This window comes from Actinomadura bangladeshensis (assembly GCF_004348335.1).
Lineage (GTDB): Bacteria > Actinomycetota > Actinomycetes > Streptosporangiales > Streptosporangiaceae > Spirillospora > Spirillospora bangladeshensis.
This window is the reverse complement of record NZ_SMJW01000088.1, coordinates 1-19,024: the sequence shown is the minus strand read 5'-3', so window position 1 is coordinate 19,024 and position 19,024 is coordinate 1. Positions and strand designations below refer to the sequence as shown.

The following is a 19,024-nucleotide window of genomic DNA, read 5'->3' as shown; positions in this document are numbered from 1 at the left end:
ATAGGCTGTCGCGGTGAGCTACCAGCGGCTGTCCCCGGACGAACGGCGCGCCCAGATCCTCGCCGTCGCCCGGCGGATGTTCACCGAGCTGCCGTACTCGGAGGTGTCCACGGCCGCGATCGCCCGGGAGACCGGCGTGCAGCGCGGCCTGATCCACTACTACTTCGGGACGAAGCGGGAGCTCTTCCTCAAGGTCGTCCACGGGCTGACCGCGTCCGCGGCGATGCAGGTCCCGCCGCCGGACGACCGGCTGACGCTGCCCGAGTCCGTCGAGCTGCTGGTGAACCTGTTCCTCGACACCGCCGACCAGAACGCGACCACCTGGTTCGCGGCCCTGGACGCCGAGGGCTTCGGGCAGGACCCAGAACTCCTGCGGGTCGTCAACCGGTTCAAGGACGAGGCCGTCAAGCACATGCTGGTCGTCCTGCGGGTACCGGAGCCGACCGAGACGCTGCGGGCCGTCCTGCGCGTGTACACCGGGCTGGTGGACGCGGCGACGCGGCAGTGGCTGCAGGAGAAGACGCTCGACCGCGAGCAGGTGCACACGCTGCTCTCCCGGTCACTGCTGGCGCTGGTCAGCGACATCGGTCCCGCGCTGGAGAAGGACTGACCCGGCCCTCGCCCCTCGGCTCCCGGCCGGCGGACGGTCAGCGGGGCGGCGCGGCGGCGCCCGGGATGGTGAACCAGACGGCCTTGCCGCGGACGGGCGGCCCGAGCCGCGACAGCGTGCGCCGCAGCCCCCAGCGCCCGCCGGACAGCTCCCGGACGATGCTCAGCCCGCGCCCGCAGTCGCCGGACGTCCACGAGTAGCCGGGCAGCGCGGCGTCGGCGAACGCGTCGAAGACCGCGCAGCGCACCTCGCGGGCGCACCCCTCACCCTGGTAGAGCCACAGCTCGTGGGGGCCGTGCTCGCCCGCGTGCTGGTGGGCGTTCGTGGCCAGCTCGCTCACCATGAGCTGGGCGTCGGCGATCACGTCCGGCGGCGCGCCGAGCGAGGCGAGCGCGTCGCGCAGCACGCGGCGGGCGTGGCCGGCGCAGCCGGGACCGCCCGGCAGCGCCCACACCCGGCCGGGCATGCCGTCGCGCGCGATGCCGTCGCCGTCCTGCGCGGCGTGCGGCACGGCGGCGTCCGCGAGGGTCTCGGTCAGGGCGACGGTCTCGGTCAGGGCGTCGATCGCGCTGTCGGCCACCACGGTGCTCTCCGCCATCACGGCGGTGTCCGCAGCGGCATCGGCCGGCGTGCTGTTCACGGGTCCTCCCGCGGTCTACGTGCCCGGGCTCCGCGACCGCCCAGCGGTCACTGTCAGTCTCCGGACGGTCACTCGTTCAAGAGTCTCGTGAGATTCTCACGATCGCAAGCGTCTTCCCGGAATTCCCCCGCCTTTCCGCCGGGTTCGCCAATCGCGTTGTGACGGGCGTCGAGAGTCGCAAGACTCCACTTCCATGACCTACCGCCCCACCGTCCGCGGCCGCCGCCTCGCGCGGGAGCTCCGCAAGCTGCGCGAGGAGCAGGGCCTCACCCTGCAGGAGGTGGCGGACCGGCTGGACTGGTCGCGAGCCACCGTCTCCCGCCTCGAGACCAGCCAGACCCGCCCGAAGCCCGGCGACATCGCCGACATCCTCGACCTCTACGGCGTCCCGAGCCCGGATCGCGACGCGCTCATCACCCTCGCCCGGCAGGCCGGCCAGCGCGGCTGGTGGACGGCCTACCAGGACGTCTTCGCCGGCAGCTACGTCGCGCTGGAGGACGAGGCCTCGCACATCCGCACCTGGGACCCGCAGCTCGTGCACGGGCTGCTGCAGACCGAGCCGTACTCCCGCGCCGTGATCACGGCGGGCCGGCTGCTGCCCGCCCAGGAGGACATCGAGCGCCGCATCGCCGCCCGCAAGATCAGGCAGGCGCTGCTGGACCGCACCGACGCGCCCCGCCTGCAGGTGATCTTCGACGAGGCGGTGCTGCACCGCCCGATCGGCGGCCCGGAGGTGATGCGGGGCCAGCTGGAGGCCCTCGCCACCGCCGCGCAGACCCGCCCAACGGTGACGATCCAGGTACTTCCGTACACAGCCGAGGCGCATGCGGGCCTTGACGGACGTTTCACCATATTGTCGTATCCAGACCCCGCGGACCCCGATATCGCCTATGTCGAGGGCACTATGGGCGACGTTTACCTTGAGAGCGCCGAGGAAATAGCAAAGCATAGGGACCGCTTCGATCTCATCGCGGCGCGAGCCCTGTCCCCCGAGGATTCCGCGCACCTCATCGCCGAGGCAGCTAGGAGTAGCCCGTGACCAACCTGCATCGCGAACTCACCGGTGCCGTCTGGCGCAAGTCGTCCCGCAGCGGAAGCGGCGACCAGTGCGTCGAGATGGCGGCCTTGTCCAGCGACCTTCGCGCGGTGCGCGACTCCAAGGACCCCGCCGGACCGGCGCTGGTCCTGACCCCGTCCGCCTGGCGGGGCCTGCTGGAGGCGATCAAGGAGAGCTAGCGGCGAACCCCCCGGGCCGCGGCGCGCTGCGCCGCGGCCCTCGTTCGCGCCCGGACCGCCCCGCACCGGGAGGGCGGCCCCCCTTCCGGGAAACTAGAACGTGTTCTAGTATCGCCGGTGCGTCGACTACCGGAGGGTGCAACGTGACCGCGGAACTCAAGCTCGGCATCAACGTCGGCTACTGGCAGGGCGAACCCGACGACCAGACCGAGACGGTGCTGGCCGCCGAGCGCTGCGGCTACGACTCGGTGTTCACCGCCGAGGCGTACGGCTCGGACGCGTTCACCCCGCTGGCCTGGTACGCCGCCCGCACGTCCCGGATCAAGCTCGGCACGGCCGTCGTCCAGATGTCGGCGCGCACCCCGGCGGCCACCGCGATGCACGCGCTGACCCTGGACGCGCTGTCCGGCGGGCGGATGATCCTCGGCCTCGGCGCGTCCGGGCCGCAGGTCGTCGAGGGCTGGTACGGGCAGCCGTTCCCGAAGCCGCTCGCCCGCACCCGCGAGTACCTCGACATCGTCCGGCAGATCTGGCGGCGCGAGGGCCCGGTGACCAGCGAGGGCCCCCACTACCCGCTGCCCTACCCAGGCGGCGCCGGGCTCGGCAAGCCGCTGAAGTCGATCGTCCACCCCGTCCGGCCGGAGATCCCCGTCTACCTGGGCGCCGAGGGCCCGAAGAACGTCGCGCTGTCCACCGAGGTCGCGCAGGGCTGGCTGCCGCTGTTCGTCGACCCGGAGCAGATCGACTCCGTCTTCGGCGCCTCGCTCGCGGACCGCCCGGACGGCTTCGAGATCGCCGCGACCGTCACCACGATCGTCACCGACGACCTCGCCTCGGCGCTGGAGTTCGCCAAGATGCCGCTCGCGTTCTACATCGGCGGGATGGGCGCCAAGGACCGCAACTTCCACCTCGACCTGATCGGCCGGCTCGGCTTCGCGGAGCAGGCCGCGCGCGTCCAGGAGCTGTTCCTGTCCGGCCGCCGCGACGAGGCGATCAAGGCCGTCCCGGAGGAGCTGGCCGACGCGATCTCGCTGCTCGGCCCGCTCGGCCGGATCAAGGAGCGGCTCCAGCTCTGGCGCGACAGCCCCGTCACCACCCTGCTGATCGCCGGGGTGAGGGACGAGCCGACCCTCCGCGCCATCAAGGACATGGCCGACTCCTGAGCCGTACCGCCGCCGCGCGGCCCGGCGCGGCGGCGGAATGGACGCTCCGCTCGGCGTGCTGTACGGGAGGCAACCAGCGAGACGCGAACTGGAGATGGGACAGATGTCCGCGCAGCAAGACGCCGCCCGCCTGCTCGTCAGGACCCTTGAGGCGGAGGGCGTCGAATACGTCTTCGGCATCCCGGGCGAGGAGAACATCCATTTCGTCCATGCCCTGAACGACTCGTCGATCCGCTACATCCTCGTCCGGCACGAGCAGGGCGCGGCCTTCATGGCCGAGATCTACGGCCGCCTCACCGGCCGCGCGGGCGTGGCGTCCGCGACGCTCGGCCCCGGCGCGATCAACCTGCAGCTCGGCGTCGCCGACGCCACCACCAACAGCACGCCCGTCGTCGCGATCTCCGCGCAGGTCGGCCTCGACCGCATCTACAAGGAGTCGCACCAGGTCATCGACCTCGTGTCGCTGTTCCGGCCGATCACCAAGTGGTCGGAGCTGGCGCCGCGCGCCGAGGCGCTGCCCGAGATGGTGCGCAAGGCGTTCAAGACCGCGCAGACCGAGCGTCCCGGCGCGGTCTACCTGGCCATCCCGGAGGACGTCGAGGCGGCGAAGGTCTCCGCCGACCTGGCGCCCCTGCCGCTGAACGTCGTCCGGACGCAGGAGCCGTCGGCGTCCCAGGTCGCCCGCGCCGCCGACGTGCTCGCCCTCGCCCGGCGGCCGATCGTGCTCGCCGGGCACGGCGCGACCCGCGCCGGCGCGGGCGACGCGCTGGTCCACTTCTCCGAGCGCCTCGGCCTGCCGGTCGCGACCACTTTCAACGGCAAGGGCGTCTTCCCCGACGACCACCCCAACGCGCTCGGCGCCGTCGGCTTCATGCGGCACGACTACGTGAACTTCGGCTTCGACGAGGCGGACGTCCTGATCACCGTCGGCTACGAGCTCCAGGAGTTCGACCCCGTCAAGATCAACCCGGTGGCGGACAAGAAGATCGTCCACATCCACCAGTTCCCCGCCGAGGTCGACGACCACTACCCGGTCGCGGTCGGCGTCCAGGGCGACATCTCCCGCTCGCTGCACGCGCTCGCCGACTCCGTCCACCGCCGCTTCGACCTGAACGGGACGGGGCACAGGATTCGGGAGATGCTCCGGGAGGAGCTCGCCGAGGGCGCCACCGAGGACGGTTTCCCGCTCTCGCCCCGCCGCATCGTCTCCGATGTCCGCGCCGCCATGGGCCGCGAGGACATCGTCCTCGCCGACACCGGCGCGGTGAAGATGTGGATGGCCCGCATGTATCCGACGTACGAGCCGAACACCCTGATCGTCTCCAACGGCCTGTCCTCGATGGGCTTCTCCGTTCCGGGGGCCATCGCCGCGAAGCTCGCGCACCCGGACCGGAACGTCCTCGCCGCGACGGGCGACGGCGCGTTCCTGATGAACTCCCAGGAGCTGGAGACCGCCGTCCGCGAGAACGTCCCGATCACCGTCCTGATCTGGGACGACTCCGCCTACGGCCTGATCGAGTGGAAGATGGACCTCGACCTCGGCACCAGCTCCCACATCAAGTTCGGCAACCCGGACTTCGTGACGTACGCGGAGAGCTTCGGCGCCCGCGGCCACCGCGTGGAGTCCGCCGGCGACCTGCTCCCCACCCTCCGCAAGGCCCTCGCCGAGGACGCGGTCTCCGTCGTCGCCGTCCCCGTCGACTACTCCCACAACCTGCGCCTGACCGACAAACTGGGAGAACTGACCGACCCCTTCTAACCGCGCGGTAAGTGGCCGCTTTCGGCCCTAGGCGATCTTGGTCTGTCATCTCGGGGCCGTCCGCGCGAAGCTGTGACGGGTCGTCGTCGACGTGTCAGGGAGGCCGGCGGTGGGCGTGGAGTTCAGTCCGTACGATTTCCACCGGGTCGACGCGGATCCGTACCCGGTGTACGCGCGGCTGCGGGACGAGGCACCCGTCTACCGCAACGAGGAGCTGGACTTCTGGGCCCTGTCCCGGCACGCCGACGTCGTGGCGGCCTTCCGTGACGCGGCCCGGTTCTCCAGCGCCAACGGGCCGCTGCTGGAGCGCCGCGCCTGGGGGCCGCAGGCGCAGGAGGCGATGTCCTTCATCGCGATGGACCCGCCCCGGCACACGCGGATGCGCAGGCTCGTGTCGCGCGCGTTCACCCCCCGGCGGATCGCGGAACTGGAGCCGCGCATCCGCGTGATCGCCCGGCGCCACATTGAGGCGGCGCTGGAGTCCGGCGAGTTCGACCTGGTCACCGAGATCGCCGCGCGGCTGCCCACCGACGTCATCTCCGAACTGGTCGGCGTCCCCGAGGCGGACCGGGCGGAGGTGCGCCGGCTGGCGGACGCGGCGATGCACCGGGAGCCGGGGACGCGGGAGATCGGCCCGGAGGGCCTCACGGCGCTGCTGGAGCTGGTCGGGCACTTCGCGGAGATCGTCGCCGACCGCCGCCGCCGGCGCCGGGACGACCTGGCCTCGGCCCTGCTGGACGCCGACCTCAACGGGGAGTCGCTGACCGACGACGAGATCATCGCGTTCCTGCACCTGCTGGTCGGGGCGGGCAACGAGACCACGGCCAACCTCATCGGCAACGCCTGGTACTGGGCGTGGCGCCATCCCGCGCAGCGGGACAAGGCGTTCGAGGGCCGGATCCCCGACTGGATCGAGGAGACGCTGCGCTACGACACCGCCGCCCCGACCCAGTTGCGGACCCTCACCGAGGACATCGAGCTGCACGGCGTCGCGCTGCCCGCCGGAGCGCGGATCATGCTGCTCCCCGGCGCGGCCAACCGCGACCCGCGCGTCTTCGAGCGCCCCGAGGAGTACGACCTGGACCGCGATACCTCCCCGATGGCCACCTTCGGGAGCGGCCCGCACTACTGCCTCGGCGCGTCGCTGGCCCGGCTGGAGACGCGGATCGTCCTGGAGGAGATGGTGGCCCGCCTGGCCGCCTTCGACCTCGACCCGTCCCGGGCCCGGCGCCCCCAGTCCCCCTACGTCCGCGGTTTCGCGTCCCTACCGATGTCGGTCACACCGCGCTGAGCACGACGCGCCGATCAGCGCTTCCGCCCCACGCCCGCCAGCCACACGTCGCGCAGGTCGTCCCGGATGACCGACGGATCCGGGGCCCGCCATTCCGATATGCACACGATGCCCGGATCCTGGATTTCCAGGCCGGTCAGGAACCGTTCGATGTCGGCGCGGCCGCGGCAGTGCATCGGGGCGTTGCTCTTCGCGAACACCTCCATGCCGGACCGGTTGTCGGACGGCCGGGTCTCCCGCACGACCTCGTCGGTGATGTGGGAAATGGCCAGGCAGCTTCCGGAGCACATCGCCTCGGTGAGAACGCCGAGCGACCGGAACGGGCCATCGGCGTCCGGGACGAAATGCAGGATACCGGTGACCAGAATGCCGACCGGCGCGCCGAAATCGATCAGCCGGCGGGTGTCGGGGTGGTCGAGGATCCGCTCCGGGCGGCACAGGTCCTCCTTGACCACCGCGACGCTCCCCGGGTCGTCCGCCAGGAGCGCACGGGCGTGCGCGCAGACGTTCGCGTCGTTGTCGACGTACACCACGTGCGAGCCCGGCGCGTGCCGGTGGGCGATCTGGTGGACATTGTCCATGGTCGGCAGGCCCGTGCCGATATCGAGGAACTGGCGTATTCCGTACCCGGCCATGAGGCGCACCGCCCGCCCGATGTACCTGCGGTGCTCGCGCGCGTACAGGGGCGAGAGCGGCTCCAGTTCGGTCAGCCGGTCGGCGGCCTCCCGGTCGGCGGCGAAATTGTCCTTGCCGCCGAGCATCGCGTCATAGATGCGGGCGATGTTGGGCGCCGTCGTGTCGAATGTCGGTGGCACGGAATCTCCGTGGGGCTAGAACGGAACGCCACCTTATCCGGAAATCCTCCCGCGTCAGGCGCGGCAGAGGATTTCGCCGTGGGTGACCGAGTACCAGCCGTCCTCGGCGGCGGACCACTCCTTCCAGCCCTCGTAGATGCGCTGGAGTTCCTCGCGTGTCGCGTGGCCGCCGGACACGGCGTGGTCGGCGACCGAGGAGTTGATCAGGCGGCCGCCCCAGGACTCGCTCCACCACTCGCGCTCCTCGGGGGTGGCGTAGCACCAGGCGGAGGCGGTCGCGGCGACGTCGGTGAAGCCGGCCGCGCGGGCCCAGGAGACCAGGCGGCGGCCGGCGTCGGGCTCGCCGCCGTTGCCGCGGGCGACCTTGTAGTACACCGGCAGCCAGGCGTCCATGGCGGGCGGCTCCGGGTACCAGATCATGGTGCCGAAGTCGGCGTCGCGGGCGGCGACGACGCCGCCCGGCCGGGCGACGCGGCGCATCTCTCGCAGGGCCTGGACGGGGTCGGCGACGTGCTGCAGGACCTGGTGGGCGTGCACGATGTCGAAGGTGCCGTCGGGAAAGTCCAGTGCGTGAACGTCGGCGACCGCGAACTCCACGTTGGACGAGGCGGCGGTGCTCTTGCGGGCCTCGGCCAGGACGGTCTCGGCGGAGTCGGCGGCGACGACGCGGCCGGGGGCGACGCGTTCGGCCAGGCCAGCGGTGATGGTGCCGGGGCCGCAGCCGACGTCCAGGACGGACAGCCCCGGGCGCAGGTGCTCGATCAGGTAGGCGGCGGAGTTCTCGACCGTCCGCCACTGGTGCGAGCTCAGGACGGTCTCATGGTGGCCGTGGGTGTAGGCCGGCATCGGGATCACCTCTCTGGGTCCGGTGCTCGAACACTACGACGTCTTCTCAAATTTTGAGAAGTGCGTATCGAAATATGAGACACAGAGGCATGGGAAAAGGGGATCGAGGGCGTCCTCGATCCCCTTTTCGTCGGTGCGTCAGGCCGCCACGGCGACGCGGCGGGCGGGCACGGGCCGCTGCCGCACGGGCAGGGCCTCGACCGGGGCCAGCGCGGGCGCGGGCTCGGCGTAGGCGTTCAGCGACGCGTGCGAGAGCTCGGTGAGCCACGGCTCCACGACGGTCCGCTCGGCGGGCCCGTCGAGCCGCGGGTGGGAGAGATGGAACGTGTCGGTCGCTGCGCTCATGCCAACACCCCTTCCTTGAACCCCGGTGGCCCGCTCCTGTGCGGGTGCCACCGGTAGCCACATACCCCTAAGTACGTCATTACAAGCCACTCGGTTCGACGCCTGTTCCCAGGTGTCGCCCAAATCACGTGGTCAACGCTATGGGGCGGGTCCGACATTTTCGAATGGATATTCGACCGGCCGGGCGGGATCGGCCGAACGGTCGATCCGCTCCGCCGCGGCGGGACGTAGCCTGCATGACCGTGAACGACGTCGGGGCAGGGCTGGACCGCATCCACTCGGTGGGCGGCTGCGTGGTGCGCCTCGCCTACGCGGGGTTCGCCTGCCTGTTCCTGCTGCTCTGCCTGGGGTACGCCTTCCACGACTCGCCCGCCCTGTGGATGGTGGCGGTCGCGGCCCTCGCCAACGTCGCGGCGATCGCCCGGCGGCTCGTCCCGTGGGCGGTCGCGGCCGGGGCGGTGTCGGCGTTCACGACCCTGTACCTCGGCATGGCGGTCCGGCCGCAGTTCAGCACCCCGAGCGTGTTCGCGGAGATCGGCGGGCTGCTGATCGTGATCGCGCGGGTGGTGTGGAAGGCGCGCCGGGAGGAGCTCCTCCCGCTGGCGCTGCTGCTCGGCGCGGCGGTCCTCGCGACGCCGCTGCGCTGGTCGGTGCTCGCCGCGGCGCTGTTCACCGCACCGCTCGGCATCACCGTGTCGATCGCCCTCGGCATCGGCCTGTACCTGCGGGCGCTGGACGCGCGGCGGTCCCGGTCGCTGGCGGCGGCGCGGCGGGACGAGCGGCTGGAGCTCGCCCGCGACCTGCACGACTTCGTCGCCCACCATGTGACGGGCATCGTCGTCCAGGCGCAGGCGGCGCGGTTCGCGGCGCAGGCGGGGGCGGGCCAGCAGCCCGAGGACCTCGACCGCATGTTCGGCGGCATCGAGAAGGCCGGCACCGAGGCGCTGACGTCGATGCGCCGCATGGTCGGCCTGCTGCGGGACGCGCAGCACGTCAACGCGCCGGACGGGGAGGCCCTCGCGGACGGCGGCTCCGCCACCCGCCCCGTCGGCGACCTCGCGCAGCTCCGGGAGCTCGTCGCCGGGTTCACCCACCCGCCGGCGACGCTGACGCTCGCGCCCGACCTCGGCGCGCTGCCGCCCGAGGTGGCGGCGTCGGCGCACCGCGTCGTGCAGGAGGCGCTGACCAACGTCCGCAAGCACGCCGCCGACGCCGAGGCCGTCCGGGTCACCCTCACCCGGGCCGGCGGCGGCGTCGAGGTGGCGGTGCGGGACGACGGGCGGGGCCGCGGCCGGATGCTGCCGTCCGGCGGGTTCGGGCTGACCGGGCTGGCCGAGCGGGTCGGCGCGCTCGGCGGCCGGCTGCGCGCGGGTCCGCGCCCGGAGGGCGGCTGGGAGGTCGTCGCGCTGCTGCCGGGCGGGGAGCGGTGACCGGTGCGTTGCTGACAGAATCGGCCCCGTGGCCATCCGCGTACTCGTCGCCGACGATCAGGAGATGGTCCGGACCGGGTTCCGGATGATCGTCGACTCGCAGCCCGACATGGAGGTGGTCGGGGAGGCCGCCGACGGCGCCGAGGCCGTCGCGCTGGCCCGCCGGCTGCGCCCCGACGTGTGCCTGTTCGACATCCGGATGCCGGCGATGGACGGCCTGGAGGCGACCCGCACGCTGGCCGCGCCCGGCGTCCCCGACCCGCTCCGCGTCGTGATCGTCACCACGTTCGACATGGACGAGTACGTCTACGGGGCGCTGCGCGGCGGCGCGGTCGGGTTCCTGCTGAAGGACAGCGGGCCCGCGCTGCTGGTGGAGGCGGTCCGCGCGGCGGCGAACGGCGGGTCGCTGGTGTCGCCGTCCATCACCGTCCGGCTGCTGGAGCGGCTGGCGCGGCCCCGCCCGTCGGCCGCCCCGCCGCGCGAGCCGCTCACCGACCGGGAGCTGGACGTCGTCAGGCTCGTCGCGCGCGGCCGGACGAACGAGGAGATCGCCGGGGAGCTGTTCGTGTCGCTGTCCACGGTCAAGACGCATCTCGGGAGCGTCCACCGCAAACTGGCCACGCGGAACCGGGTGGAGACGGCCGCCTGGGCCTGGGAGTCGGGCCTCATGACCTGACCGGGAGCGGACGGCACGAGGCGGGCACACACGGGGGAAGGAACACGGCACTGGCACCGGAGTCGCTGAACGGGCTGCCCGTCGCCGCCCTCGTCGTCTGGGCGCTGTGCGCGGCCGGCTGGGCGGCCGTCCTGGTGGCGCTGCGCCGCGGCCTGCGCGGGCCGGAGCGCGGACCGGCGCTGTTCGCGCACGTCGCGACCCCCGCCGGCAGCGTCCTGCTGTTCTCGCTGATCGGGTTCGGGTCGCTGTACGGGACGATCGCGCTCGCCGCCCAGTGGTGGGCGCTGCTCGCGGTGACCGGCCTCCGGCCCGAGCGGCTGCTGGCGACGGGCGGCCTCGGCCGGCTCGCCGCGTGGGCCGCCGTCACCGCCGCGTTCGCCTATACCGCCGCCGGAGTCGTGTTCCGCGTGTGACGATCCGGTAAGGGCCGCGAACCCGCGCGGGGTCGCGCATGTCAAACGTACGTAGTATCCAAAGCAACCAACCGCAAAGGCCAGGGAGGTGGATCATGCCGTGCGCGCTGTGCGGCGACATCATCCCGACGGAGGTCGACCGGTGCCCGGCCTGCGGTGCGTGGGCGCGGCGCCGCGACTTCCGCGCCGTCGGCGTGGCCGTGTTCATGCTCCTCGGCTTCAACGCGTTCGTCGCGCTCGGCGCGGGGATCAGCCTGCTCAGGCTCGCCCACCCGCTGCGCGGGGCGACGCATGACAGCTACGACGCGGTCGCCACCGGCAAGGCCCTCGCGCCCTACGCGGACGTGTTCACGATCGGCGTGATCATGGCCGTGGTCACCGGGCTGCTCTACCTGGTGTGGCTGTGGCGGGCGTTCCGGCAGTCGCCGGGACCGCACCGGCACCACCGCGCCTGGGTCCTGCTCGGCTGGGTCCTGCCCGTCGTCAACCTGTGGGTGCCGCCCCGGGTGGTCTACGAGGTGTGGGTGAACAGTGGCCGGTACCGGACGGCCGAACGCCAGGCCGCCGGGCTCGTCGTGGCGGCCTGGTGGGTCTGTGCCCTGCTCGGCCTGCTCCTCGGCCGCGCGTTCACGCACGGCAGCGTCGACACCCTCGCCGAGGCGCGCTTCGACGTCCACGTCGGCGTCGCCGCCGCCGCGTTCCAGGCCCTCGCCGCCTCGCTCTGCATGGCGACCGTCTTCCAGATCACCCGCCTGCAGCTCGTGCGGGAGAGCTGACCGGAGGGCTAACCGGAGCTTCCCGGGCTGGTGTGCCAGAGGGCGGACCTCGGCGGGCGCTTGATCGCCGGGCCGGCGTGCGCGATGTCGGAGTACGGGGACATCGCGAAGCCGGTCGGGTGGACGACGCGGCGGCCCACCGGGCGGCCGTGCGAGGCCGCACCGCTCATCGCGGCGCGGACGGCGTCCGGCCCGCCGCGCCGCCACTCCTCGTACAGGACGTTCAGGTCCCAGCAGGCGCTCGCGGTGATCGAGACGGCGCGGTCCCCGGCGTGGCGGACGCGGCCGCGGGCGACGAGCAGCCAGGAGCCGAACACGGTGGCGGCGCACCGGTCCTGCACCGACTCGAAGAAGGTGAGGTCGACCGGGCCCGTCGCGTCGTCCAGCGTGGCGAAGATGACGCGCTGCCCGGACCGGACCGCCGGGGTCTGCGTGGCGACCTTGACCCCGGCGACCAGGACCTCGCTCCCGGCGGGGCGCCCCGGCAGGTCGGCGGCGCGGACGACGCCGAGCCCCGCGAGCAGCCCGTCGTAGAAGGTCAGGACGTGCCGGCTCACGTCCATGCCGAGGATGTCCAGCTCCGCCTCGACGATCTCGGACGGCGTCATCGGCGGCAGCTCCCCCGCCGGGATCTCGTCGGCGAAGTCGACCTCCAGGCCCGCCTCGTCGGCGAGGGCGAGCTGGCCCTCTACCGGGGCGGTGCGGGCGGTGGCGCGGTCCAGGGCGCCGACGCGGCAGAGCAGGTCGCGGCGCGGCACCCGGGCGTGGACACTGTCGAACGCCCCGGTCAGCACGAGCCGCTCCGCGGTCGGCCGGGAGACGCCGGCGCGCCGCCAGAAGTCGGCCAGCGACCCGTACGGCCGGGCGCCGACGATCGCACCGACCTCGGCCTCGGAGATGCCCTTGACCTCGCTCAGCGCGACCCGGATCCCGGTCGTCCCGCCCTCGGAGACGGGTTCGGCGTGCCAGCCGGCGGCCGAGCGGTTGACGTCCAGCGGCAGGATCGGGACGCCGAAATGCCGTGCGTCGTCGAGGATGACCCGCTTGGGGTACATGCCGGGGTCGTGGGTGAGGACGCCCGCGTAGAAGGCGGCCGGATGGTGCCGTTTCAGCCAGGCCGACTGGTAGGTGGGCAGCGCGAACGACGCGGCGTGGGCCTTGCAGAAGCCGAACGCGCCGAACGCGGTCAGCGTCCGCCAGACGCGCTCGACGGTCGGCCCGTCGTAGCCGCGCGCCAGCGCCCGCTCCCGGAACCAGGCGCCGACCGCCTCCGGGCCGCGCTCGTGGCCGAGGCTCCGCCGCGCCGCCTCCGCCTGCGACAGGCCGCATCCGGTCATCGCGTCGATGACGCGGAGCACCTGCTCGTGGAAGACGACCACGCCGAGGCTCTCCCGCAGCGCCGGTTCGAGATCGGGGTGCGGGTAGGCGGGCTCGCGGGTCCCGGCGCGCGCCTCCAGGAACGGCGACACCATGTCGGAGTTGACCGGGCCGGGCCGGAACAGCGAGATGTCGATGACCAGGTCGTCGAGGTCGCGGGGCTGGAGCCGGCCGATCAGGTCGCGCTGGCCGGGCGACTCGATCTGGAAGCAGCCGAGCGTCCGGGACGTGCGGATCAGCGCGAACGTGGCGGGGTCGTCGCGCGGAACGTCCTCCAGGGCGATCTCCTCCCCCGACAGCCGGGCGACCTCCGCCACCGCGTGCGCCATCGCCGACTGCATGCGGACGCCGATGACGTCGAGCTTGAGCAGGCCCATCGCCTCGACGTCGTCCTTGTCGAACTGGCTCATCGGGAACCCGGCCGCGGCCTGCTCGATCGGCGTCCGGTCCCGCAGCGTCGGGTTCGACAGCAGGACGCCGCACGGGTGCATGGCGATGTGGCGGGGCAGGCCGTCCAGGCGCTCGGCGATCCGGAACAGCACCTCCAGGCGGCCGGCGGCCAGGTTGCTCTGCCGCAGCTCGGGCAGGTCGTCCAGGGCCGCGCGGATCTGGCTCGCCCGGATCCGCGGGAACGCCTTGGCGATCGCGTCGATCTCGGCGGGCGGGAGCCCGACGGCGTTGCCGACGTCGCGCAGCGCGCTGCGCGCCCGGTAGGTCTCCATCATCGACACGCACGCCGTGCTGCCGGCGCCGAACCGGTCGAACAGCGCCTGGTACGCCTCCAGGCGGCGCGCCGACTCCACGTCCAGGTCGATGTCGGGCAGGCCCTCGCGGCTGTCGGCGAGGAACCGCTCCATGAGCAGGCCGTGCCGCAGCGGGTCGAGGTCGCCGATGCCGATCAGGTAGTTGACCAGGCTGCCCGCGCCCGACCCGCGGATCGCGCAGCGGATGCCGCGCTCCCGGATGAGCGCGGCGGCGTCCGCGACGGTGAGGAAGTACGGCGCGAGGCCCTTGCGGGCGATGACGCCGAGTTCGGCGTCGAGCCGGCCGGCGGCCTCGGCCGACCCCGCGAGGCCGCGCCGGGCCATCCCGTCCGCGCACCGGGCGACGAGCCGGGCGTACGGGTCGCCGTGCACGGCCGGCAGGTGGACGTCGTCCATCCCGAGGTCGCGGCCGGGGTCCAGCACGCACCGCTCGGAGAGCCGCCGGGTCGCCGCGAGCAGCGCCTCGGCCTCCTCGGGGCCGCAGGCCAGCTCGGCGGCGCGGCGCAGCTCCGGGACCGACTTCAGGTAGGCGTGCCCGGTGTGGTCGTCCAGGTGCCGCCGGTCCAGCGGGACGAGCTTGCGCGTCACGTCCAGCACCTGCGCGACCGGGTGGTCGGCCGGCTCCAGGTACCGGACGGCGTTGCCGAGCACGGCGGGCACGCCGGCGTCCCGGGCGAGCGCCAGCATCCGCGCGGCGCGCGGCCCGTCGCCCCTGCCGTAGTGGTTCACGATCTCGACGGCCGTCTCGGCGGTCGCGCGCCAGGCGTCCAGCCGCGCCGCCGCGGCGTCCGGGCGCCGGCCGGCCACGGCCCGCCCCACGTCGGACGCCGGGCCGAGCAGCACGATGAGCCCCTCGGCGTGCGCGCCGACCATCTCCCGCGTGACCACGGGGTTCCCGCGCCCGCCCGCCGCGTGCGCCGCCGACACCAGCCGGCACAGCGACCGCCACCCGGCCCGCCCCTCGGCGAGCACCACGATCCGCTCCTCCCCGGTGGAGACGACCCGCAGATCGGCGCCGACCACGGCGCCGAGACCCGCGTCCGCGCAGGACCGGACGTGGCGGACGGCCCCGTACAGCCCGTCCCGGTCGGTCAGCGCGAGCGTCTCCATGCCGAGGCCCGCCGCGCGCTCGGCCAGCGCCGCGGGCGCGGCGGTGCCGTAGCGGAGCGAATAGCCCGAAGCGACATGAATGTGCACGTCAATCCCATACCCGCGAAAGCAGCCAGCTGTCGGCGGCCACGTCGTAACGCAGCTCATAGACGCCGATCTCCCGGTCCGGGGTCGCCTCGACCCGCCAGAACTCCCGCTCCCCGGTGGCCTCGCCGGCGGGCTCCCGCTCCCGCCACCAGTCACGGGTGGTGACCCAGTGCTCCAGCACCCGCCGCACGGCGTAGAGCCGGCCGCGCCAGACGAACCGGGCCGGACGGCCGTCGGTCACCCAGACGTCCACCGGATCGCCGAACACGCGTGTCATCTGCCTCCCCCTCGCGCTCACCGCACGGGGGAAGGACATGCGGACGTTCGAACAAACGTTCGCCTCGGAGTCTAGGGAAGGCGCCGCCCCGGGGGCAAGGCGGGATCAGGTCAGCAGGCGGGTCAGTTGGTCGGCGGCCGCGCCCACGTCGGTGACGTCGGCGATACCGCCGTCCGGCCACAGGTAGGACCAGCCGTCGGCCACGGGGGTCGCGACGACCATCAGCCGGCGCCGGGTCCGCGGGCCGTAGACGGCCAGCAGCGACTCCCCGGGGCCGGCGAACCGCCAGCCGAGGCCCCGGGCCTCGACCTCGCGCGCGAGCGCCGCGAGGTGGCGCCGGCGCATCTCGGGAATCTCCCGTCCACCGACTACAGACACTTCAGCCGCCCATCACGGTCCGAGCCGTCCCGATGACCTCGGGCGATCATCCGGCGACGAATGGTGACCGTCCCTCAGCATGACCCGAAAACCGCGGCTGCGCAGCGAGAATCCGGAGAGTGGGACGGCTGTTTCCCGTTACCGCGGGGATGGTTCCCGGGGAGGGGCGCGGCACGCCGCGTCCGGCCGCGCCAATCGCGGCGGCCGAGCGCGGCGCACGCGTCCCGGCGGGCGGAACCCGCCCCGCAGGCGGAGGGTCCGTCCGTGATAGAAGCCTCTTTGAAACGGGCACGCCACGCCCGCGCCAGCCAGATAGAAGGAGCGAGCCGATGAGCGCCGTCCCCGCCGGCGACCCGTCAGGCCATGTCCCGGCACCGGACCGCGCGCTGGCCGGGCTCCGCGAGCGCAAGAAGCAGCGGACGCGGCTCGCGCTCATCGACGCGGCCCTGGACCTGTTCACCGCCAAGGGCTACGAGGCCACGACGATCGACGAGATCGTGGCGGCCGTGGAGGTGTCGCAGCGGACGTTCTTCCGCTACTTCGCCACCAAGGAGGACGTCGTCACGAGCTTCCTGAGCGAGCACGACCGGGTGCTCGCCGAGGCGCTCGCGGGACGGCCGCCCGGGGAGCGGCCGTTCACCGCGCTGTTCGAGTCGCTGCGGGTGGTGCTGCGGACGATCGCCGAGAGCGACCCGGCCGAGGGCGCCCGGTTCCGCCGCGTCCGGAAGGTGATCGAGTCGACGCCGTCGCTGATGGCCGCGCAGATGGCGCGCTACTCGGCGTCGGCGGAGTCGCTCGCCGACCAGATCGCGCGGCGGGAGGGCGTCGACACCGAGCACGACCTGCGGCCGCGGATCGTCGTCGCGTTCTACCTCGCGACGGTCAAGGTCGCGTTCGAGGAGTGCGCCCGCCGCGACATCTGGGACGCCGGGACGGTCGCGGCCCGGGTCGAGGAGGCCGTCGCGCTCGCCGGCCGGACGATGCGCGACTGGGTGTGACCGACCGGCGGCGGGGCCGGGGGAACAACCGGCGGAGGCGGCGGGTTTCGGAGATCACCGACCACTGATCAGGAGGGCCGCACATGCGCGCGATCGTCATCACCCGGAACGGCGGACCCGAGGTCCTGGAGCCCGCGGAGCGCCCCGTCCCGGAGCCCGGCCCCGGCGAGGTGCTGATCGACGTGGCCGCGGCCGGCGTCAACTTCATCGACGTGTACTACCGCAAGGGCGCGTACGCGCAGGAGCTCCCGTACACGCCGGGCGTGGAGGCGGCGGGGACGGTCGCGGCGGTCGGCGACGGCGTCCGCGGGTTCTCCCCCGGCGACCGTGTGGCCTGGGCCAATGTGCAGGGCGCGTACGCGGAGAAGGCCGTCGTCCCGGCGGACGTGGTCGTCCCCGTCCCGGACGGCGTCACGCTGGAGGACGCGGCGGCGTCGCTGCTGCAGGGCATGACCGCGCACTACCTGACCCGGTCGACGTATCCGATCCGGGAGGGCGACACCGTCCTCGTGCACGCGGCGGCCGGCGGGATGGGCCTGCTGCTCACCCAGGCCGCCAAGGCGCTCGGCGCCCGCGTCATCGGCACGGCGTCCACGCCGGAGAAGGAGCGGCTCGCCAAGGACGCGGGCGCGGACGTCACCATGGGCTACGACGGTTTCGCCGACCGGGTCCGGGAGCTGACCGGCGGCGAGGGCGTCGCCGCCGTGTACGACGGCGTCGGGGCGCCCACGTTCGACGGGAGCCTGGCGAGCCTGCGGCGGCGCGGCACCCTGGCGCTGTACGGGGCGGCCGGGGGCGCGGTGGCGCCGTTCGACCCGCAGCGGCTCAACAAGGCCGGGTCGGTGTACCTGACACGGCCGACGCTCCTCCACTATGTGGCCGAGCGCGAGGAGCTGCTGGAGCGCGCCGCCGACGTCTACGGCTGGGTCGCGTCGGGCGCGGTGAACGTGCACGTCGGGCACCGGTACGACCTCGCCGAGGCCGCGTCCGCGCACGCCGATCTGGAGGCGCGGCGCAGCACCGGCAAGCTCCTGCTGATTCCCTGACCGGCCCTTGCCGCTCCCCTGACTCCCTTAGGCTGGGCCGGAAGGACGATCTTCCCGAGGAGCGCCGCCCCCCATGACGACGACCGCCGCCGGACCGCTGGAGCAGGACGAACCCCGCGTCCTCGGCCCCTACCGCCTGCTCGGGCGGCTCGGCCGCGGCGGCATGGGCACGGTCTACCTGGGCGCCGAGCCCGACGGGCGGCGGGTCGCGGTGAAGGTCGTCAACCGGGACCTCGCCGGGGAGCCCGCGTTCCTCGAGCGGTTCCGCCGCGAGGTGACCGCCGCGCGGCGCGTCCACCGGTTCTGCACGGCCCCGGTGATCGACGCCGAACTCGACCAGGACCCGCCCTACATCGTCACCGAGTACATCGACGGGCCGAGCCTGGAGAAGGCGGTCGCCGAACGGGGCCCGCTGCCCGGCTCGGATCTGGAGGGCCTCGCCGTCGGCGTCGCGACGGCCCTCGCCGCCATCCACGGCGCCGGGATCGTCCACCGCGACCTCAAGCCCGCGAACGTGCTGCTGTCGTCCACCGGGCCCCGCGTCATCGACTTCGGCATCGCACGGGCCCTGGACGCCCCCGACGGGCCGACCCGCACCGGCCAATTCGTGGGTACCCCGTCCTATATCGCGCCCGAGGTGCTGCGCGGCGAGCCGGTCGTGCAGGCGTCGGACGTCTTCGCGTGGGGCTGCGTCGTCGCCTACGCCGGGACGGGCCGCCCGCCGTTCCAGGGCCGGACGGTCGCGGAGACGTTCCACCGCATCGGCCACGAGGACCCCGACCTCACCGGCCTCGACCCGCGGCTGCGCGAGATCGCCGCCGCCGCGCTCAGCAAGGAGCCGGCGGCGCGCCCGACGGCGCGGCAGATCCTGACCCGGCTCGTGGGGCAGGAGAAGGCCGACCCGGAGCGGGCCGCCGAGACGATCTCGATGTCGTGGCGGAGTCCGGATCCGGCCCCGGCCCCCGACCCGGTACCGGAGCCCGCGCC

20 protein-coding genes are annotated in these 19,024 nt (G+C 73.4%); 13 read left to right on the top strand and 7 right to left on the bottom strand.

The window, feature by feature from the left end; genetic code table 11:
* The first annotated feature begins 13 nt into the window (after positions 1-13).
* Positions 14-610: a TetR/AcrR family transcriptional regulator gene (locus tag E1284_RS18725; RefSeq protein ID WP_131940619.1), complete on the top strand. Its 597-nt coding sequence runs from the start codon at positions 14-16 to the stop codon at positions 608-610.
* A gap of 37 nt (positions 611-647) precedes the next feature.
* Here the strand turns inward: E1284_RS18725 and E1284_RS18720 are convergent, their stop codons facing one another.
* Complete coding sequence (locus E1284_RS18720) at positions 648-1,250, bottom strand: ATP-binding protein (protein ID WP_243714582.1); 603 nt, start codon at positions 1,248-1,250, stop codon at positions 648-650.
* Between the two features lie 193 nt (positions 1,251-1,443).
* On the opposite strand from E1284_RS18720, the gene E1284_RS18710 reads away from it, so the two are divergent.
* The 5 genes from E1284_RS18710 (at position 1,444) to E1284_RS18690 (ending at position 6,699) form a co-directional block, all read left to right on the top strand.
* Entirely contained in the window at positions 1,444-2,289 is an 846-nt protein-coding gene (locus E1284_RS18710) for a helix-turn-helix domain-containing protein (protein WP_131940617.1), read from the top strand.
* Positions 2,286-2,486 (top strand): DUF397 domain-containing protein, encoded by a 201-nt coding sequence (locus tag E1284_RS18705; protein ID WP_131940615.1) that lies wholly within the window; start codon positions 2,286-2,288, stop codon positions 2,484-2,486. The genes E1284_RS18710 and E1284_RS18705 overlap by 4 nt, the downstream gene beginning before the upstream one ends.
* 143 nt (positions 2,487-2,629) lie before the next feature.
* Positions 2,630-3,649 carry an LLM class F420-dependent oxidoreductase gene (locus E1284_RS18700; RefSeq protein ID WP_131940613.1) on the top strand — a complete coding sequence of 340 codons (1,020 nt, stop codon included), beginning with the start codon at positions 2,630-2,632 and terminating at the stop codon, positions 3,647-3,649.
* Between the two features lie 103 nt (positions 3,650-3,752).
* The gene (locus tag E1284_RS18695) at positions 3,753-5,408 is read left to right on the top strand and encodes an acetolactate synthase large subunit (protein WP_131940611.1); all 1,656 of its coding nucleotides are present in this window, start codon (positions 3,753-3,755) and stop codon (positions 5,406-5,408) included.
* 109 nt (positions 5,409-5,517) lie between these two features.
* Entirely contained in the window at positions 5,518-6,699 is a 1,182-nt protein-coding gene (locus tag E1284_RS18690) for a cytochrome P450 (RefSeq protein ID WP_207923834.1), read from the top strand.
* A gap of 14 nt (positions 6,700-6,713) precedes the next feature.
* Here E1284_RS18690 and E1284_RS18685 read toward each other — a convergent pair whose 3' ends face one another.
* From E1284_RS18685 to E1284_RS18675, 3 genes are all read right to left on the bottom strand, one after another.
* The gene (locus E1284_RS18685) at positions 6,714-7,514 is read right to left on the bottom strand and encodes an SAM-dependent methyltransferase (RefSeq protein WP_131940607.1); all 801 of its coding nucleotides are present in this window, start codon (positions 7,512-7,514) and stop codon (positions 6,714-6,716) included.
* Between the two features lie 54 nt (positions 7,515-7,568).
* A complete protein-coding gene (locus E1284_RS18680) occupies positions 7,569-8,360 on the bottom strand; it encodes a methyltransferase domain-containing protein (RefSeq protein WP_131940605.1) in 792 nt (263 codons plus the stop codon).
* Between the two features lie 138 nt (positions 8,361-8,498).
* Entirely contained in the window at positions 8,499-8,705 is a 207-nt protein-coding gene (locus E1284_RS18675; RefSeq protein WP_131940603.1) for a hypothetical protein, read from the bottom strand.
* A gap of 242 nt (positions 8,706-8,947) precedes the next feature.
* On the opposite strand from E1284_RS18675, the gene E1284_RS18670 reads away from it, so the two are divergent.
* The 4 genes from E1284_RS18670 (at position 8,948) to E1284_RS18655 (ending at position 12,000) form a co-directional block, all read left to right on the top strand.
* Positions 8,948-10,135: a sensor histidine kinase gene (locus tag E1284_RS18670; protein WP_243714581.1), complete on the top strand. Its 1,188-nt coding sequence runs from the start codon at positions 8,948-8,950 to the stop codon at positions 10,133-10,135.
* Between the two features lie 28 nt (positions 10,136-10,163).
* Positions 10,164-10,811 (top strand): response regulator, encoded by a 648-nt coding sequence (locus tag E1284_RS18665; RefSeq protein ID WP_131940600.1) that lies wholly within the window; start codon positions 10,164-10,166, stop codon positions 10,809-10,811.
* 134 nt (positions 10,812-10,945) lie between these two features.
* Positions 10,946-11,224 (top strand): hypothetical protein, encoded by a 279-nt coding sequence (locus E1284_RS18660; RefSeq protein WP_243714580.1) that lies wholly within the window; start codon positions 10,946-10,948, stop codon positions 11,222-11,224.
* Between the two features lie 95 nt (positions 11,225-11,319).
* Positions 11,320-12,000 (top strand): DUF4328 domain-containing protein, encoded by a 681-nt coding sequence (locus tag E1284_RS18655; protein ID WP_131940598.1) that lies wholly within the window; start codon positions 11,320-11,322, stop codon positions 11,998-12,000.
* A gap of 8 nt (positions 12,001-12,008) precedes the next feature.
* Here E1284_RS18655 and E1284_RS18650 read toward each other — a convergent pair whose 3' ends face one another.
* The 3 genes from E1284_RS18650 to E1284_RS18640 form a co-directional block, all read right to left on the bottom strand.
* Entirely contained in the window at positions 12,009-15,338 is a 3,330-nt protein-coding gene (locus E1284_RS18650) for a DNA polymerase III subunit alpha (protein WP_341770402.1), read from the bottom strand.
* Position 15,339: 1 nt separating this feature from the next.
* Complete coding sequence (locus E1284_RS18645) at positions 15,340-15,615, bottom strand: DUF6504 family protein (protein ID WP_131940594.1); 276 nt, start codon at positions 15,613-15,615, stop codon at positions 15,340-15,342.
* 105 nt (positions 15,616-15,720) lie between these two features.
* On the bottom strand, positions 15,721-15,960 hold the full coding sequence (locus E1284_RS18640; protein ID WP_131940592.1) for a hypothetical protein: 240 nt from the start codon (positions 15,958-15,960) through the stop codon (positions 15,721-15,723).
* Positions 15,961-16,322: 362 nt separating this feature from the next.
* Between E1284_RS18640 and E1284_RS18635 the strand changes: the two genes are divergently transcribed.
* From E1284_RS18635 to E1284_RS18625, 3 genes are all read left to right on the top strand, one after another.
* Positions 16,323-16,991 (top strand): TetR family transcriptional regulator, encoded by a 669-nt coding sequence (locus E1284_RS18635; RefSeq protein WP_207923833.1) that lies wholly within the window; start codon positions 16,323-16,325, stop codon positions 16,989-16,991.
* A gap of 83 nt (positions 16,992-17,074) precedes the next feature.
* Positions 17,075-18,037, top strand: coding sequence for a quinone oxidoreductase family protein (locus E1284_RS18630; protein ID WP_131940588.1), 963 nt, complete (start codon positions 17,075-17,077; stop codon positions 18,035-18,037).
* Positions 18,038-18,110: 73 nt separating this feature from the next.
* Positions 18,111-19,024: serine/threonine-protein kinase (locus E1284_RS18625; protein ID WP_131940586.1), on the top strand; the 914-nt coding region annotated here is incomplete at its 3' end.

Coding starts and splice junctions, on each gene's coding strand:
- E1284_RS18675 (WP_131940603.1), bottom strand. CDS start 8,705: ATGAGCGCAGCGACCGACACGTTCCATCTCTCCCACCCGCGGCTCGAC.
- E1284_RS18710 (WP_131940617.1), top strand. CDS start 1,444: ATGACCTACCGCCCCACCGTCCGCGGCCGCCGCCTCGCGCGGGAGCTC.
- E1284_RS18655 (WP_131940598.1), top strand. CDS start 11,320: ATGCCGTGCGCGCTGTGCGGCGACATCATCCCGACGGAGGTCGACCGG.
- E1284_RS18635 (WP_207923833.1), top strand. CDS start 16,323: ATGAGCGCCGTCCCCGCCGGCGACCCGTCAGGCCATGTCCCGGCACCG.
- E1284_RS18640 (WP_131940592.1), bottom strand. CDS start 15,960: ATGCGCCGGCGCCACCTCGCGGCGCTCGCGCGCGAGGTCGAGGCCCGG.
- E1284_RS18680 (WP_131940605.1), bottom strand. CDS start 8,360: ATGCCGGCCTACACCCACGGCCACCATGAGACCGTCCTGAGCTCGCAC.
- E1284_RS18630 (WP_131940588.1), top strand. CDS start 17,075: ATGCGCGCGATCGTCATCACCCGGAACGGCGGACCCGAGGTCCTGGAG.
- E1284_RS18645 (WP_131940594.1), bottom strand. CDS start 15,615: ATGACACGCGTGTTCGGCGATCCGGTGGACGTCTGGGTGACCGACGGC.
- E1284_RS18695 (WP_131940611.1), top strand. CDS start 3,753: ATGTCCGCGCAGCAAGACGCCGCCCGCCTGCTCGTCAGGACCCTTGAG.